General features: G+C 45.7%; 11 protein-coding genes. 3 read left to right on the plus strand and 8 right to left on the minus strand.

The window, feature by feature from the left end; all coding sequences use genetic code 11:
- Positions 1 to 93 precede the first annotated feature (93 nt).
- Genes IAQ59_RS19465 through IAQ59_RS19490 form a run of 6 tightly spaced genes read right to left on the minus strand, consistent with a single transcriptional unit; the run spans position 94 to position 7,825 of the window.
- Complete coding sequence (locus tag IAQ59_RS19465) at positions 94 to 1,425, minus strand: oligosaccharide flippase family protein (RefSeq protein ID WP_209332527.1); 1,332 nt, start codon at positions 1,423 to 1,425, stop codon at positions 94 to 96.
- Positions 1,422 to 2,561: a glycosyltransferase family 4 protein gene (locus tag IAQ59_RS19470; RefSeq protein ID WP_209332528.1), complete on the minus strand. Its 1,140-nt coding sequence runs from the start codon at positions 2,559 to 2,561 to the stop codon at positions 1,422 to 1,424. The genes IAQ59_RS19465 and IAQ59_RS19470 overlap by 4 nt, the downstream gene beginning before the upstream one ends.
- Entirely contained in the window at positions 2,558 to 3,475 is a 918-nt protein-coding gene (locus IAQ59_RS19475; protein WP_209332529.1) for a glycosyltransferase family 2 protein, read from the minus strand. The genes IAQ59_RS19470 and IAQ59_RS19475 overlap by 4 nt, the downstream gene beginning before the upstream one ends.
- Positions 3,441 to 4,904 carry an O-antigen ligase family protein gene (locus tag IAQ59_RS19480; protein ID WP_209332530.1) on the minus strand — a complete coding sequence of 488 codons (1,464 nt, stop codon included), beginning with the start codon at positions 4,902 to 4,904 and terminating at the stop codon, positions 3,441 to 3,443. The genes IAQ59_RS19475 and IAQ59_RS19480 overlap by 35 nt, the downstream gene beginning before the upstream one ends.
- A 12-nt stretch (positions 4,905 to 4,916) precedes the next feature.
- The gene (locus IAQ59_RS19485; protein ID WP_209332531.1) at positions 4,917 to 7,058 is read right to left on the minus strand and encodes a GumC family protein; all 2,142 of its coding nucleotides are present in this window, start codon (positions 7,056 to 7,058) and stop codon (positions 4,917 to 4,919) included.
- Between the two features lie 2 nt (positions 7,059 to 7,060).
- The gene (locus IAQ59_RS19490; RefSeq protein ID WP_245189720.1) at positions 7,061 to 7,825 is read right to left on the minus strand and encodes a TolC family protein; all 765 of its coding nucleotides are present in this window, start codon (positions 7,823 to 7,825) and stop codon (positions 7,061 to 7,063) included.
- Positions 7,826 to 7,977: 152 nt separating this feature from the next.
- Here IAQ59_RS19490 and IAQ59_RS19495 point away from each other — a divergent pair, with 152 nt between their 5' ends.
- The gene (locus tag IAQ59_RS19495; RefSeq protein WP_209332532.1) at positions 7,978 to 8,613 is read left to right on the plus strand and encodes an acyltransferase; all 636 of its coding nucleotides are present in this window, start codon (positions 7,978 to 7,980) and stop codon (positions 8,611 to 8,613) included.
- Between the two features lie 53 nt (positions 8,614 to 8,666).
- Entirely contained in the window at positions 8,667 to 9,365 is a 699-nt protein-coding gene (locus IAQ59_RS19500) for a LytR/AlgR family response regulator transcription factor (protein WP_209332533.1), read from the plus strand.
- Between the two features lie 11 nt (positions 9,366 to 9,376).
- Here the strand turns inward: IAQ59_RS19500 and IAQ59_RS19505 are convergent, their stop codons facing one another.
- Positions 9,377 to 13,366: a response regulator gene (locus tag IAQ59_RS19505; RefSeq protein WP_245189721.1), complete on the minus strand. Its 3,990-nt coding sequence runs from the start codon at positions 13,364 to 13,366 to the stop codon at positions 9,377 to 9,379.
- Positions 13,367 to 13,690: 324 nt separating this feature from the next.
- Here IAQ59_RS19505 and IAQ59_RS19510 point away from each other — a divergent pair, with 324 nt between their 5' ends.
- Positions 13,691 to 14,869 (plus strand): glycosyltransferase family 2 protein, encoded by a 1,179-nt coding sequence (locus tag IAQ59_RS19510; RefSeq protein WP_209332535.1) that lies wholly within the window; start codon positions 13,691 to 13,693, stop codon positions 14,867 to 14,869.
- 30 nt (positions 14,870 to 14,899) lie between these two features.
- Here IAQ59_RS19510 and hrpB read toward each other — a convergent pair whose 3' ends face one another.
- Positions 14,900 to 17,389 (minus strand): ATP-dependent helicase HrpB, encoded by a 2,490-nt coding sequence (hrpB, locus tag IAQ59_RS19515; RefSeq protein WP_209332536.1) that lies wholly within the window; start codon positions 17,387 to 17,389, stop codon positions 14,900 to 14,902.
- Positions 17,390 to 17,400 lie beyond the last annotated feature (11 nt).

A 17,400-nucleotide genomic window follows, 5' to 3' on the forward strand; every position in this document is an offset into this window, starting at 1 on the left:
TACAGATAAATAAAATTACTACAGAGGAGCGGGAATCGCAACTTCATCTTAAAAAGGATTGGGCTCAAACGTTGATGGAGATATTCATGCTTATTACTTGCCTTTCAATTTCGACTTAATCATCCGAAACAATTCTGGGTAATAGGTAATTCCAGCGAGTAGCGCACGACCCAATTGGATGGGAAGAAATCGCTGTAGGATGATTTGTTTGATCACTGCGGTGATACCTACCGCTAGGACGAGGCCATAGGCGGCTCCCAGTAGCCCAAAGTGTTGAATCAATACATAGCTAAATACTGCTCCATACAAAAAGGTACCAAATACCATAACCATGTTGTAAAATGGCTTTCCAATGGCATCCAAAAAGACGCCTGCCTGCCTGTCGAGGGGTTTGATCAGGGCTATCAATGCTACGATCCGGAGAAAGGGAGCGGCATCCAAGTATTCCTCCCCTGCGATAAACAGAATGATATAGTCCGCAAAGAGCAGGTTTAAAAGCCAAAAGGGCAGAGTGATGCTAAGCATCATGCCCACGGTTTTTTCGTAGATGACTGCTACATCATTTGACCTTCCTCTATCATAAGCCTCGGTGGCTTTTGGATAGGAGATGGAAGCAATGGAATTCACGGGTATTTCTACCATATTCATCACCCGGCCAGCGGTATTGGCCAGTGCTACCTGAACAGGGGAGAGCAATGCTCCAAGTAAAAATTTGTCCAAACTGTTCGTAAGCATGGAGATCAAATTGGTACCAAACACGTATTTTCCAAAATGAAAAATCTGGGCGGCCCATTCGCTATGCCAACCGCTGATCACTCGAAAGTGGGATTTTACCTGATAGATAGACATGAGCGTAGCCAATACGAATGTGGCATTTTGAATCCATGCGAGTGTCGATAGCGTCAACGCTTCCGGATAAAAGTAGAAATAGAGTATACAAAGAAACAAAGGCAGACTTTTGCTAATGCCGGCATAGAAATAAGCTTTGAAATCGTAGGTAGCCTGCATCAATACCAGGTTATGGGTATGGATGATCAAGACCGGAAGGATATAGGCGTATATTCTTAGGATTTCCGCCAAACCGGGGGAATTTAACAGGCGTTCTGCGGGTGCCGCGAGTAGCAGCAGTAGAAGAATGAATGCGGCGGTAAGCGCGGCATTCAACCACAGGGCGGCTGACTGAATTTTGGCTCGGGTTATTACGTCTTGGTTAACCAGAAATTTGATCATCCCGTTTTGCAGAAAGCCGTTTCGGGCCATATCTATTATCGCGGTGATGGTGATCAGCAGAACCCACACACCAAAGTCGCTCGGGGATAGGATCCGAACCAAAAGCATAAATCCGATGAAGCCCAATATAAAATCAATGCCACGGTGCATCATCGTGAAGAACCCCGAGGTCAACCAGTATTTTCGTTCGCTCATGCTCCTGTTCCAACGGTTAGTCTGTACATATCCAATACTTTCTTCGCTCCATTGGCATAGCTGAATAGGGGGGGGCGGTGAAGGCCTTTTTCTGAAAGATCTTTCCGCAGATCCTCATCCTCGAGTAAGCTGGCAATGGCCCGAGCAAGGTCTTTGGGATTGAAAGGATCGATCAGTAGGGCTGAATCACCGGCAATCTCTGGCATGGAGGAGGTATTGGAAGTGATGACGGCACACCCGCAAGCCATGGCTTCTAAGATAGGCAGCCCAAAGCTTTCACGTAGGGATGGGTATAGGAAAAATAAGGCTTTGGCATAGATGGCGGGCAAATCTTGATTGGGAATATATCCGGTGAGATGAATCCTTTCGCGTAGGGAAGAGCCTTCTATTTTTTCCAATAATGCGTTCAGTTCGTATTCGCCAAAATCAGGCATTACCAATGGGACGGTCAGCTTTCCGGATTTTTCCAGCAGCAGAAGCGCTCTAAGGACACCTACCAGGTTTTTTTTGGGATCGGTATTGCCCAAGAAGAGCATAAATTGATCCGGCAAGCCGTACTGTTGCCGTTTGGCTTCCTGGACCTCAGTCGAAACCGGCTGAAAATGGGGGCTTACACCGTTATGAACCACCCGGATTTTATCGGTTGCTATTTGTGGAAAATGTTCCTGAATCCTTTTTTGCTCAAAGGAAGAGACGGTAAAAACAAAGGAAGCCCGAGGCACCACGCGGGGCACGTTCCATCGTCTGTATAGATTTCCCAGTCGCTGGTACCAGGTGCCGGATTTGAGGCTGATTTTTTCGAGGTAGATAATGTCGTGCAGGGTCAATACCAGCGGCGTCCCACCCCAAATGGGTGCAGTGTTGCTGGTACAGTGCAATACATCCAGTCGGAATTTTTTGGCAGCCCTTGGCAGGTGCCATTGTTCCCAGATAGGATAGGGGCTTTCTTTTAATTGAATAATCTGGAAATTATCGGTCGCCTGAATGCAGGAGTTGTCTTCTACCTGATTGACAAAGATAAAGTATTTGTTCATATGATCCGTTTGTTGCAAATGCCGGATCAATTCTACGGCTACCATATCCATGCCGTGTCGTTTTTTTCGGAATATACGCTGTGCTTCAATGCCTATCCTCATTTTTTGAGCGGTTTAAGTTCTGGGTTGGCGTGCAGATCTTTGATGGTGAATGTGTTGAAAAACCCGTTTAAATAGGCTTTTGCATGGTCCGTGTCTCCTCTAAAAACTAAAAAAAGGGTATTTTTTGGCACTGCGATCAGGTAGTAGTAAAGAAGGGTGATTAGGAATACCGGCCACTCAATGTTTCTTCGGAGAAATACCCAGCGGTTTCGGCTCATATAAAAGGTTTTTAGCAGGGATTTTTTTCCCACACTCATGGATTCCTTATGAAGGATCGCAGAGGCAGGTTCGTACCAGATTTCGTAGCCTGCTTTTTTTATCCGTTCACAATAGTCCAATTCCTCGTAGTAAAGGAAATAGAGTTCTGCCATCATACCCACGTCTTCCACCACGCTACGGGGAATAAACATGGCTGCTCCGTGGGCGAGTGCAGTTATCCTCGCTTGGTTGTGTTGTCCTTTGTCCTTTTCCATATAGCCAATAGCAGTTCCCCGACCTGTCAGCTTGCTGATCGGCGTATAGCCGGCATACTGAATGGTGTCTGGTGCGTCAAAATAGAGAATTTTGGGACACAACAACCCTACCTTTCGGTCGGATTGCGCTCGTTTGAGCAATGCGTCGATGCTATTAGGAAAAACTTCCGTATCGTTATTGATGAGGTAAAAATACTCCCCCTTCGCTACCTCCATTCCCCGGTTATTTCCTCCGGCAAACCCCTCGTTGATCGGATTTCGCACCAAGATAACCTCTGGGTAGGCTTCGAGGATGGGTGAAGGGTCTTCTTTGGAAGCATTATCTACGATGATGTATTCCAAATTTGGATAATTGATCTGTTTGAAGGACTTCAACATACCGAGCGTATGTTCTAGACCATTGTAATTAATGGAGATGATGGAGACGAGCGGTTGCTGCATGAGTGGTGGGTTTTATCGGTTTTTCTTGAAGTTCGTTATCTAGGTCCTTTGCCAGGAAGAAGTAGGCCCAGGTCATGTATATGATGATGCCCGTGGGCATTTGGCCCAATATAGGGTTGCCATAGCTTGCCACCATTATGCCGAAATTTCCGCCAAAGAGAGCCAGCAATTTTTGCCGAAGGCGAGGGTCTTTTACTTGCCATATTTTCAACATGCCGACGAGCGCAATATATGCCAGTATAGTGAGGTGCAGGGATAAACCGACGATGCCCATTTCCGCCCAAATTTTCACATACCAACTATCGTTTGGTGTTTCTGCCAGAAAGGTTCCTGGACTGAAGCGCTGTCCCCAAGAACCGGACGTTCCTATTCCACCTCCAAAGGGTCTAGTGGCAAGGTAGATTTTAAATCTTTCCTGATTGAGTTTTCGCACGGTCAGTGAAGCGTCTTGTGGATCGAGGGCGGAACGCATCCTACGAATCTGGTAGTTTTGGTTACCGATGGTAGTGAACTTGAGAAAAAATATCAGGGCACCCAGAGCCAAGATACCGAAGCCCATGGTTTTAAAGTTCTTGGAGGCAAATAGGTAGGCCATGGATCCGGCAATCGGCACAAACAACGCACCCCTGGTTCCAGAAATAACTAGGAGGTAAAAAAACAATAAGGCCATTGCGGCAAAAATAAGCCGTGTTTTTGGGGCAAAGGGCCCAACTGCCAGTATTGCCGCCATGAGGCCTGCATGGCCGATTCCAGCCCCAAATTGCCCCGCATCAGAAAAAAAAGAAAAAACCCGAAGGTTACCGAAGAGAATATGGGTGGTTCTTGGACCCGTATTTAGCCATCTTTCTTCGGCGGCATCTACCCCAAATAAGTATTGTCGAAGGCCCCAAAAGGAAGCCAGTATGGAAAAAAAGAACACCAGCTTGAAAAACCGGTCCAAATCCTTATTGCTGCGTGCATACAACAGGGTAAGCGGTATTGTCAACACCATGTATAAGGCAGTGCCCCGAACTGCATAGAACCAAGCGGTTGTACTACGTGCCTCGGGATTGGCAATTTGGGCAATATTGTACAGGAGCCAAATTCCAGTTACTACCATTAGTCCATTTTCCAGTTTGCTAAAGTCTGTTTTGAGGCTGGTATGGAAAGCTGCGGCTACGATCGCCAAGATCAATGCAAAATCCACCGTCAACCCCAACGGGAGTGAGGGAAGGTAACGGATCACGCCTATGGCGAGAAACGCACAGGCGATGGTAAAATAGATCGCATTTCGGGGATGTTGCAAAACCCAATAAAAAAAACCAATCCCAACCGGTATCGCAAAAAGTGCGGCGATACCCAAAAAATTCAGGTAGCTTACCATAACCAACGCGGTCAATACCGTAGCGGCAATCAATAAAAAAACCTTGATTTTTCCCTGACTCTCCATTGGCTTGGCGGATTAGGAAACCATGTTTTTGACCCAGCGCCGTATTTTGCTTCGTTTTTTCGGAATTTCGCCATTCAGGTCTTCGATTTCTTGGGCTTCCAAATTGTTCAACCATATCACATGAGGCGATGAAATAGATTCAGAAATGCTCTGTAAGGCAATTTGTTTGGATTGGGGCCAAGCCTGCGCTGCATCTAAAACCAACACGCAAACGCTTGATTGATTCATTAGGGAATAATTTGTATGGCATTCGGTAAGGTTGGGTAGTTCCAGTATAAAATAGTCGGTTCCACAGCTGGAAATCCGGTCTTTCCACATGCCGTTTTTTTCTTCCATCAATTCCAAAGCGGGGTCATACACGGAATAAGGAGCCTTTTCTGCGGTTTGGTGTGCCGCGGGCCTGTAGTAAGTCACAGTGTTCGTTTGTGAAGTCAGCTTTTTGATAAATATATCCACGAGATCGCCTGCTTTACATCCTTTCGTGAGACTGTAAAAGAGGATAAAATGTGGTTTAGTGGTGGGAGCAAGAAATCGGTTGACGTGGTTGCTAAACTGGGTGATAAGCTGATTGCGTAATTCGTCTCTAAACACAGCCTTGGAGACCTTACTTTCGTTGATCCATCCACCGGCTACCCGTAAGCCGGTCAATTTCTCAGCTTCTTTGGCAGATTTGACCGTCGGATCGAGAAAAAACAACAGGATAACCAAGGAGACGGTAAAAAAACCGCTGCCGAACATCCCTCCGACTACTAGGAAGAGTTTCTTGGAGGGCAGCGGCTTCTTGGGAAAGAATGGTTCATCTATGAGTTTTTGGGGAGAAGTCATATCCAGGTCGTATTTCTTCAGATAGGCCATGTTTAGCCCATGGAGAATGGACAAGTACTGGTTTTCGTTTACGGTCACTTCCCTTTCCAATCGCTTCAGTTCCGCACCCAAAGGAGCAAACTCGTCTATCTTGTCCTGTAGGTACTGCTTTCGTTCCTGCATCACCTCAATGGCCTGCGCTTGTTCTTCGTAGGTCAACTTTAGTTTTAACCATTCGTCCAGGGCTTCCCTACGCTGTAGCCCCTCCAGCGAAATGCTGTTGTTAAATAGTTGGTTGGACATCTCTTCGACTTTCTTGTGAAGTTGCTCGATGTCTTCGGAAAGTTGTTTTTGATAAGTGTCTCCGTTTCTGGTGAGGCGTCCTCCTTCGAGAGCTAGCTGCTTGGCTACAATTTCTTTTTGCACTTCTCCGATTTCGGAGATCAACGCCTGCCGTTGGTCAAACCCCTCAAAAAGGGATTCGATCTTGGATAGGCTCGACAGGGTTCCGGAAAGAATCCGCTTAGATCTTTCTTCGTCCTGTTCGTGCTCCAGTTTGGCTATGTCCAAGTATTTCCCTTGTTCATAATAGTTCAGAATGCGGTTTTCGGTCATGAACTCCTTCAATTCGCCTTCTGCATTCCGCAATTTGATTTGAGCGATTTGAAGTTGCTCTTCAAAATACCTGATGGAATTAATATTTTCAGATTCTTTGATGCCGGAATACCGCTCCATAAATGCTTCCGTGATAAATTTCAGAGTGTAGTAGCAAGTTGCGGCGTCATCTGCGCGGTAGGTGACTTCCATCATATCAGAGGATGCCTTGCGGGCAACAAAGAGTTCTTCTATGATTTTGGTGACGGAATAGTGAGGGTGCTCCCGAAGTAGGTATTCTATGGGTGATTTGGGGTTTTCTGTAAAGTTTTCAACCACCCGATGGTAGGTTTGCTCCAGATCGTTTGGTACCACAAGCTGTCTCCTCAGATCCTCATCGATGTGTTTTTTGAGATCGTTAAAGTTATCGTTGGTAAGTATATCCGGAACAGGCGATTCCTGAATCAGGTGTAACGACAGCAATCTCAGGGAAGCCTGTGTGACCGTTTCTCGGGACCGAAGCAAAAGCGTCAGGTTATCAAAGAGATTGTTTGAGGTGTAAAAATCCATTCGGATAGCGCCACCATCGTTTACGCCACGGTCTGTAGTTGGGTTGGTAAAAACGATCGCGGAGCTTTCGAAGCGCATCGGCATGTTTTTGGCGAGGTAAAACACGCCAACACCTACCAAGACGGGTATCAGGAAGATCAGCCAAAAATGCCTCAGAAGAAGCCGGATAAGTTGCTTTAATGTCATATCTACCGTAGAATTTCGATAACAGGTACCCCGATTAGTACTTCAAGTTTCTGGATGGATCGCATAAAATTCATGCGGGCACTTTCATACTCCGATTGCGCTATGGCATAGATTTCCGCATTCCTTACATACGCCGTTCCGTCAATGGCTCCACTAGCGTACTCCATTTCCAGTTGGAGGAGGTTACTTTTTGCTTTTTGCTGCATATCATAGCGTATGTGCATCATTCGTTGGGAGGAGATGGCCATATTGTATTCTTCAATCACTTGGTTGGTAATGGTAAGTTCCATTTCCTTTGTCTTGAAGTACGTGGCCTGAAGCTCGTGCTCCTGCAATTTGACTCGGTCTTTACGGGTGTAAATTTCAGAAAGCGGGATGCTTAGGTTCGCCCCCGCCCGATACCCATTGGCAATGTTGGATAGGTCTCCCCCCTGGGGGCCGGTGGCGATGATTGCCTGGTTACCATATCCATAGTCTACATAACCACGGATCAGCGAAGACCAGGACTTTTTCGCTAGTCGAACCCTGGCTTCCGCTGACCCAATGAGCTCTTCGTTCAATTTTACCGTGGGATGGTTGGTCAAGGCGAGGCCTATCAGCGAATCTAAAGTAGGGAGTTGGTCTTCAATCCTTCGATTGAGATCAAAATAGACAGACTCCTCCGTATTCTCCTGCGCCAAAAGACTGTGGGCACAAAGCAGTACAAAAGAACCCATAAGTGCCTTCAAAAAAAAGGTGCTTGACGACCGGAATATTGTCAAGTCCATTTTTATAGGTTTTAAAATCATTATTTTTTATATATAATTAAAGTTATGCCTTATGAATAAATCCTCGGATCAAATTTAATCAGTTTTATATTATTCCTTTTTTTGAATTTAATATTTCTCGTTATATATTCAAATGAAGGTTTGATTTAAATATGCTGAAAGATAAAATAAAAGAAAAGGTTAAGGAAAAAAGTCTGGAGTTATTTGATCGCCCTTTTCAAAATAATAAGGAACGATTTATCACCTATTGGCATGTGGTTCCGGTTCTTCTCATATCCTTTTGGAGACTGGTAAACGCACGGATTAGACTCAGGAATTGCCAACTTGGAAAAATGGTGGCCCTGAGGGGTGTTCCAAGAGTGGAAGGCAGCGGGAAAATCATCATCCGCGACCGGGTCAGAATTTGGTCCCACATGGGCATAACCCAATTGTATGCAGGAAGGCGTGCCGTGTTAGAAATAGGAGAAAACACCTTTGTAAATACAGATACCATCCTTTCAGCAAGCTCTCAGATTCGAATCGGTGCCAATGTGCAAATAGCAAATCAGGTCATCATCATGGACGGTGATTTTCATAAGGTCGGTGCTACACATGAACCGGGTAAAGCGGAAGGGATTATCATAGAGGATGATGTTTGGATAGCTACCCGGGCCATGGTTCTAAAGGGAGTGAAGATAGGAAGGGGTGCTACCGTAGCGGCAGGTGCCGTGGTCACCAAAAATGTGGAACCCTATACACTCGTTGCGGGTGTCCCAGCAAAGGAAATTAGAAAATTAACGGTACCCTAAGCCAGATTAGCCGAAATTTTCTCTATTTTAGACAAAAATAACCAACCAAATTGATGTTAAATTGTGTTGTGATTGATGACGATCCGGCCTCTATAGAGGTATTGTCCTATTATATATCCAAGACGAAGGACACTGTATTGAAAGCGTCTTTTACAGATGCCATAGAAGGCCTTAACTACCTGAAGGAGCACAAAGCGAGCATAGACCTCATGTTTTTGGATATTGAGCTTCCGGAGATGAATGGTTTTGAGCTGCTAAAGCATAGCCAGTATACCGGGTCGCTTATCATCATATCTGCCAACCACCAAAATGCGATTTCTGCATTTGAGACGAATGCTTGTTTCTATCTGCCAAAGCCTTTTGGATTCGATCATTTCCTGAGGGGAGTAGAAAAGTGCAAGGAGACAGCCATGAAAGTGGATCCGGATTCCTATTCCGGAGATTTTATTTTTGTAAAAGACGATCGGATATTTAAGAAATTACTGTTTTCTGATATCCATTACTGTGAAGGAAAGGGGGATTATATCAACATTAAGTGTTCTAACCAGTCTTTTGTGATCAAATCCACCATTTCAAATTTTCTGGAAAAGCTAAACGGTCATGCAGAATTTATTCAGGTTCATCGTTCATGGGTGATTAATCTTCAGTTTTTGACTGATTTTGACAACGACACGGCGGTAGTTTCAGGGAAAATCGTGCCCATTGGAGCCAAATACCGCGATCAATTGAAGAATAGTGTGAAGTTTTTATAAAGCCGTTGGACTTATTCGCTTTTCGCCAAAAAATCCTCTATCAACTCTCGGACAGTCTTTTCCTCCCGGATAAAGGAGGATTGGATACGGTCTGCGTCAGAAAGGGCTTCGTCCATTTGCTCAAACTTCATACTGATCGCCAGTATTTCATCCAATCCAGCAGTCAGTGCCGATCCTTTTAGCTTGTGCCCCTCGGATCTGACCTGCCTGAAATCCTTTTTGGCGATAGCCTCTGCGAGTCTGTCTTTGGATAATTTAATTTCCTGTAGTGTCAAGCGAAGAACTTCCCGGATCAATTTGGGGTTGTCGCCCATGTAGTCTTGTAATTTTTCAAGGTTGAAATGGTTTTTTGGTTCCTTATCGGGAGAGGAAGTGTCAGCAGCTTCGTCATTCGATTCTCCATTGGTCAAGCCCGTCTCTATTGGAAGCCATTTTTCAAAAACACCCCGGATACTGGCTTCTACGATAGGCTTGGGGATGAAATCTACCATGCCTATATTCAGGCAGTGCTCCCGTTCTCCTTTTACATTCCCAGCTGTTACTGCCACGATAGGAATGTGCAATAATTCAGCATGCCTTCGGATTTCTTGGGTAGCTTCATGTCCACTCATCTCGGGCATTTGTATGTCCATCAGTATGATATCCGGCACCACCTGCTTCGCCACTTCCACCGCTTCCCTGCCATTTTTGGCTTCGATGATTTCGGCGTTGGGTGAAATTTTCTTGACGATTGTTTTTGCCAGAAACATGTTGATGGTATTATCTTCCGCTATCAACACCTTAAAGGTTCTAACCATGGTCGAATCGCCCTCTACTACCTGAATGACCGAGTTGAGCCGGTTTTTTGGATTGATTTTTCCCAAAGTTTTCACCAGGTCTGTAAGTTTGATGGGCTTAGCAAGCTTGCCCGATACGCTGAGTCGCTTGCAGGCATCGTGAATGAACTCATCATCAGCAGAACTATGTAGCAGTAGGATAGGGATTTCGGAAACTGGTTCGGGGAAGCTTTCCCTGATTTTTTTGATTGTTTCCAGTCCGTCCATGTAGGGCATGTTGTAATCCATCAAGACTACATCGAATTCAGGAAACGCTTCCAGCTTTTCCAATGCCTCATACCCGTTTTGCGCTTCGGTAACCTGGATGTTTTTGCTTCCCAGTAGTTCTTTGATAATTAACCTGTTGTTGATGTTATCATCTACCACCAACGCATTTTCTAAAAAAGATAGATCCTCCCAGTCGATCTTATTTCCTCCCTCGGTTTCTAGCAGTAGGTCAAAGAAAAAAGTACTGCCCTTTCCTATTTCACTATGCAGGTTAAGTTCTGTTCCCATCATCTTCAGTAGTTTGTTGGAAATCGTTAACCCCAATCCGGTACCTCCGTATTTCTTGGTGGTGGAATTGTCCTCTTGTGAAAACGCATCAAAAATCTTCAATTGTTTGTCTTTACTGATGCCTATGCCCGTGTCCCTTACTTCAAATCGAAAGATAAAGGATTTGGGCCCTGTTTGACCTAATTTGTAGATCTTCAGCTCAATTTCCCCTTTTTCGGTAAATTTTACGGCATTTCCCAGCAGATTGATTAAAATCTGCTTTAGCCGGATTTCATCTACGAAGATATACCTAGGAAGATCCAAGGATAAATTTAGAAGCATCTCTACTCCTTTATTTTGTGCTTGGTAGGAAATGACATCGGTGGCCTGTCCTGCTAGGTCATAGATATCCGCTTTACTGACATCCAACTCCAGCTTGCCGGCCTCTATTTTTGAAAAATCCAAGATGTCATTGATGATATTAAGGAGTGTATTTGCTGACTGGTTGACGATGTTGACGTATTGCTTCTGGGAATCACTCATTTCAGACTTGCCGAGCAAATCGGTAAATCCTATAATGCCATTGAGCGGTGTACGTATTTCGTGGCTCATATTGGCCAAAAATTCGGATTTGGCTACGCTCGCTTTTTCCGCCATTTCCTTCGAATTCCGGAGTCTTTCCTCCAAATTTTTCCGGGCAATGGCGTTGCCGATGGAATTGGCAAAACTCTTGAGCAAGGAAAGCTCCGAATCCGACCAATAGCGGTCGAATTTGCACTCGTCGTATCCGATGAAACCACAGAACTCATCGCTGTTAAAAATGGGGATCGTCAGAACAGAACGTATCAGTTGGGGTTCAAGGAATTTTCTGGTTTCGTTTTCTTCCGGCATATCCGAAATAATGGCAGAAAAGGCTTGCCCTCTTTCCATCGGTTCGTAAAAATCGCTGAAAAATTCTATCGGTATATTTTGGAGATCTGGATTGTTGATCATCGGCAGGGCTTCTTCCGAACTCCATTCGAAGCGCTGAGAGGTAATCCGATTTCCTTCGTCATCCAGTCCATTTTCGAAAAAGTAGGTTCGGTCTACGCTGACAGCCTTACCGATTATTTCGAGGGAATTTGCAATTGCTTCGTAAAGGTTGGCATTGGAAAGCAGTTCATCCGTTGCAGTGGAAATAGCCTGAAGCATTTGCTCCTTCTGCTGGATGATTTCAACACTCTTAACCTGCTCATCGATGTCCTGAATGGTCCCATATAGATAGGTGATTTCCCCTTCTTCTACGTTGGCTTCCCCGATAATCCGAACCCAAATCTCATCTCCCTTGGCCGTAATTAACTTTAGCTTTTCATCCCAGGGTTTTCCATGTGATTTGGCCAATTCAATGATTTCCTGCATGCGGGTTCGATCCCTACCTTCTTTAAAGAACAGCAGTGCCTTTTCCAGTTCGGGAGTATATCCCTCATCAACGCCGTGGATGTTTTTTGTAATCTCGGTCCAATTGAGCTCGTTTTTAACTAGGTCATACTTCCATCCACCTATGCGTGCCATCATGTGCGTTTGCGTAAGCAGCTCTTTGGCATTTTGAATACTTCGCTCTAAGCGCAATCGCTCAGTTACATCAATGGAGTTGCCGATCACATAGGTCTGTCCCGAGATATCCGTCTCCCGGGTGTTGCTGTATAGCCACACTTTGTAGGTACCGTTTGCCACTCGGGTGGTCATAAGCCCCTTGGCGATACCATCTTCTCGGATTTCTTGAAAATAGCGCTCGATTTCTTGGTGGTACTTTGGCGGGATGATGTCCCACAGGGTCTTCTCCAAAAATTCCTCTACCGTAAAGCCCAATAACCTCGCACCCAGATTGTTTACGCTTAAAAATTTACCTGCTAGATCGTGGGTGAGCATCAGCCCTTGGCTGTTTTCAAAAAATGACCTGAATTTGTTTTCGCTCAGAGTAAGTTTTTCCTCCTTTTCCCGCTCTGCAGTGATGTCCCGGCCGATCGCAAAAATCCATTTGTTCAGTGGATCGGAAGTACCTGTCCAGGAAAATATTTTATAAATGCCGTCTTTCGTTTTTAGCCTGTGACTAAAATGCAGCGCAGGCTCACCCATGATCATTGATTTGATTTGTCGCTCCGTCAAACGGACATCGTCAGGATGGACAAATTCCTCCATGGATTTCTCAAAAAGCTCCGCGTCGCTGTATCCCAAAACGCTTTTAAAGGCTTTATTAACCCTGGAAAATTTTCCATCAAAGCGGATTACGCAGATCAGATCCTGCGACAGTTCCAAGGCCTTGGTCAGGATCTTTTCATCAAAAACCCGGTTTTTCTCCAAAATCACATCAAAGACCTGTTCTGATACTAAATTCAGTGCGCTAATTTGAGTGTCCGTGATCTCTTTTGTGGTGGGGTGTGCCAAGGCAATTACTCCCAAAACGTTCCCGTCTTCTTGAATGATTGGAGCTCCGACCCAAAATTCAGGCGTCTTTCCATTGATTAAAAAATCATCTTTGGAAAACAGATCTTCGTTTTTTAGATTTTCTATCACGCTCGTTTCTGCGATGTTCCGATGATAGTCTTGGAATCGCTGTGCTAGGTGTATATTCTCGATTGTTACTCCCGCACATGATTTGAACCAGATCTCTGACTTCTCAAAAAAGGCGATGTATCCAAACGCGCAGTCCATACACGTTAAGCCGATTTGTAGCAGCCTATCTATCGAGGGGTTTTTTACCCCTCTCCCAAGGTAATAGTTTTTTGAGCCCTTTGATGCGCTCTTTCCTCCATGGTTATGACCAAAATCGTTCATTTATCAAAATCGCTTAACCGGTGCTATAAAAGTGACAAAACTTTCTCAGCTATAAAAATAAAAGGAAAATTGTATTTATCGCTTAATATGACAATCAATTTTCCAAGAAAGAAAAAGTGCATCGAATTTATTTCTAAATTTACCAGCCAAGCCTAATAGAAATTGTTGATTTACCGGACCAATAAAAGAAATAGCTAGTTGATGGAGGTTGTATTTTGGATTAGTATGTTAATCGTATTTTATGCCTTTTTGGGGTATGGGATTCTCTTGTATTTATTGGTAAAGCTAAAGCTGCTTTTTTATCGTGGTTCAGGTAGCAATGGGGCCTCGGAAATGTTTCAACCGGAAGTGAGTTTGGTAATTCCCTGCTACAATGAGGCGGACATCATCCGAGAAAAGGCCATCAATTGCCAAAACCTGGATTATGATCCGCATAAATTGAAAATTTTTTTCATCACAGACGGCTCTACAGACGGGTTTAGAGAGGTTCTCATGGAGTTTCCTGAGATCACGCTACTCCATGAAGACCGGCGGGCTGGCAAGACAGCCGCTGAAAATCGGGCCATGACTGCCATCAAGACGCCCTTTGTCATCTTTTCTGATGCCAATACATTGCTTAATAAAGATGCGGTTAAAAATATTGTTCGGCATTTTGGGCAACCAACAGTTGGCTGTGTTTCGGGAGAAAAGCGAGTTTATACCGCTGAGAGTGACACGGCAAGTGCGGCAGGGGAGGGCATATACTGGAAATACGAGTCATTTTTGAAAAAATTGGATTCGGACCTTTACAGTGCAGTAGGCGCTGCTGGTGAGTTGGTAGCGTTTCGGTCCGACCTGTATGAAGTGCTCCCTGAGGATACCATATTGGATGATTTTATGCAATCGCTCCTGATTGCTTCCAAAGGCTATAAAATTGTTTATGAGCCCGATGCTTATGCAATGGAAACAGGGTCGGCCACCGTTGAGGAAGAACTTAAACGCAAAATCCGAATCAGTGCCGGTGGCTGGCAATCGATGTTTCGTCTATTGGATAAGATTACTCCCTTTAAGCAACCGGTGCTTTTTTTTCAATACCTATCCCACCGTGTACTTCGGTGGACCGTGACACCCTTTTTGTTGATTTTGGTTTTCTTTATAAATTTCGCATTATGGGATTTGGGGTGGGTGTATCAGTTGATTTTTGTTGCGCAGATAGCGTTTTATGCTGCCGCTTTGTTAGGTTATGTGTTGGAAAACAAGCAGATACGGATGAAGGTGCTCTTTGTGCCATACTACTTTTGTGTCATGAATTATGCGGTAATTGCAGGCCTTCTCCGGTTTTTGAAAGGCGGTCAACAGGGCGCATGGGAAAAGGCCAAGCGTAAGGAATTACCTACTTGATCAGGTCGTAAACCGAAGAAAGGGGTATTTCTAAGCTTTTGCTTTTCGTTTCACCCCCCTTACTGCTTCTGCCTGAAAGGGATCCTCCGGCCAATAATGTTTTGGGTATCTTCGGCGCAGTTCTTTGCGTACCTCGTGATAGGCGTTTTGCCAAAAGCTTTTGAGGTCCGTGGTTACCTGCACTGGCTTATACCCCGGAGATAGCAGATGCACCACCACCGGCACGGTACCTCCGTTTACACGTGGGGTTTCTGTCAGCCCAAAGAGCTCCTGAAGTCGGACGGGCAGCATTGGGGGTTCCCCATCGTTCCGATATACCAGTTTGATGGTGGAACCGCTAGGTACCTGAATCGTATCCGGAGCCAATAGCCGCATGCGCTCAGCCGTATCAAAGGAGATACTATGGTGCAGCACATCGTATAAATTGATTTTCTTTAGGTCTCCTTTGGTCTTTACGCCCGTCAGATAGGGTGTCAGCCATTCGGTACAGGTGTCTAATAGGTGTGAGGTATGCACATCAGGAAAGGCCTCTTCCGGATTCCACATCTTAAGGCTGAGCAGGCGGTTTTGCCATTGCACCACTTCCGGAGAGAAATCCAGTAGGTCCAAGCCTTCCCGTCTGATAGCGGATAGAATAGCCTCCTTTACCCGTTCCGGGTTTGGATTTTGTATGGTTGAGGATTGGAGGACCAATTGCCCCAGCCGTAGCTCCTTCTGGCAAATCAGTCCGCCCTTTTCCGAATCCCAATCGATTTTTTCATACACCTTCACCATTGGTTTAAGGTCTGTAGGATCAAGCTGGGCGGCCAGAAATACTTTGCCCACCTTGTCTCTGTCGTCGAAGTGCGCTATGGCAATCCAAGAGGCATGTGCCAGATCATTTTGCCTGTTGATACTGGCAAGTTTCCCGTTTGACAGCATAAACTGGGCGCCGTTTCCCGGCCTGGCAGAAGCTATCCGCTCCGGGTAGGCGTACGCCAAGAATAACCCACTTCGGTAGTAATCGTATTTTCCTGACTCGGCGGTTATCCCAAGAATTTTGCGGTATACTCCGGCGACTTTTTCGATCTTTTCCAGTTTTTTGTGGGGAAAGGGTCGGGCCCTGTATCTACGGAGCATGTCTATTCGGAGGTTGATGTCGATGCTTATCGGTTCGTCCAGGGGGTCTTTTTCCTCCAAAACCGCTGCAATATCAGTGGCCAGGTGAGGATCCCCTGAAGCTTTTCCCATGAGCAGCATGTGGGCTATTCTTGGGTGACAGGGAAGTTGGTACATGGCGTCACCATGAGGGGTGATTTTTTGTCCGTCCAAAGCGCCTAAGTCTTCCAATAATTTAGTGGCTTGGGCCAGGGATCCAGCAGGAGGGGGCGTAACCCACGAAAGTTGTCGGATATCGTAGGTACCCCATTTTGCCAGCTCCAATACCAAGGAACACAGATCTGCGTCGATAATTTCAGGGGTACGAAACGCGGGGCGCGCCAGGTGGGACGCTTTGCTCCATAGCCTGTAACAAGTCCCGGATCTCAGTCTTCCGGCCCTTCCCGCCCGTTGGTCTGCGGCGTCAAGTGTGACGGGTAGGGTTACCAGCTTGGTCATCCCGGTTTTAGGGTCAAACTTCGAGTTGCGCGTGTATCCGGCATCGATTACGACCTGAATGCCTTCTATCGTTAAGCTGGTTTCGGCTATGGCAGTTGACAGCACTATTTTTCGCCTACCCGCTCGGTCAGGTTGTATGGCTGCTTGTTGGCGACTATGTGGAAGGTTTCCATAGAGCAGTTGGATGACTGCTTCTGTCTTTAAAGCTTTGAGCAGGTCAGCGGTTTTTTTAATTTCTCCCTGACCGGGTAGAAAAACCAACATATCTCCCTGGGTCTCTTTTAGAGCCTTTTTGACGGCTTGAGCACAGCTCTCGGCAATTAGCTGTAGGTCGCAGTCTCCCAAGTGGTGGATCGAAACAGGATGCAGTCTTCCCTCACTCTTAACCACCGGTGCTTGGAGTAGTTCTGCAAGCGGCTCTGTGTCGAGCGTTGCAGACATGACGAGAATCTTGAGATCAGGTCGTAACACTTCCTGGATTTCCCTGCATAGGGCCAATCCTAGGTCAGAATGAATACTTCTTTCGTGAAACTCGTCAAAAATCACCATCCCGATGTTCTCCAGCGCATTGTCGTGTTGCATCATGCGGGTTAGGATACCTTCGGTAATGACTTCTAGTTTGGTTCTGGCAGATACGCGGTGGTCGAAGCGGATCCGGTATCCGACTTCTTCTCCCAGTTTTTGTCCAAGCATTTCCGACATGCGGTAGGCAATGCTGCTGGCAGCAATTCGCCTGGGCTCGAGCATGAGCACCTTTTTACCGTTTAGCCACCTTTCATTCATCAACGTCAGGGGCAGCAGGGTACTCTTTCCCGCCCCGGGTGGTGCATGGACGATCACCGTGGAGTGTTTTTCAAACAGTGCTTTTATATCGGGAATTATCCCACCTATGGGGAGCTCTTTCAGGTAATGATCCAAGGGCATAGGCCGAAAGT

This window comes from Lunatimonas salinarum (genome assembly GCF_017811155.1).
GTDB lineage: Bacteria > Bacteroidota > Bacteroidia > Cytophagales > Cyclobacteriaceae > Lunatimonas > Lunatimonas salinarum.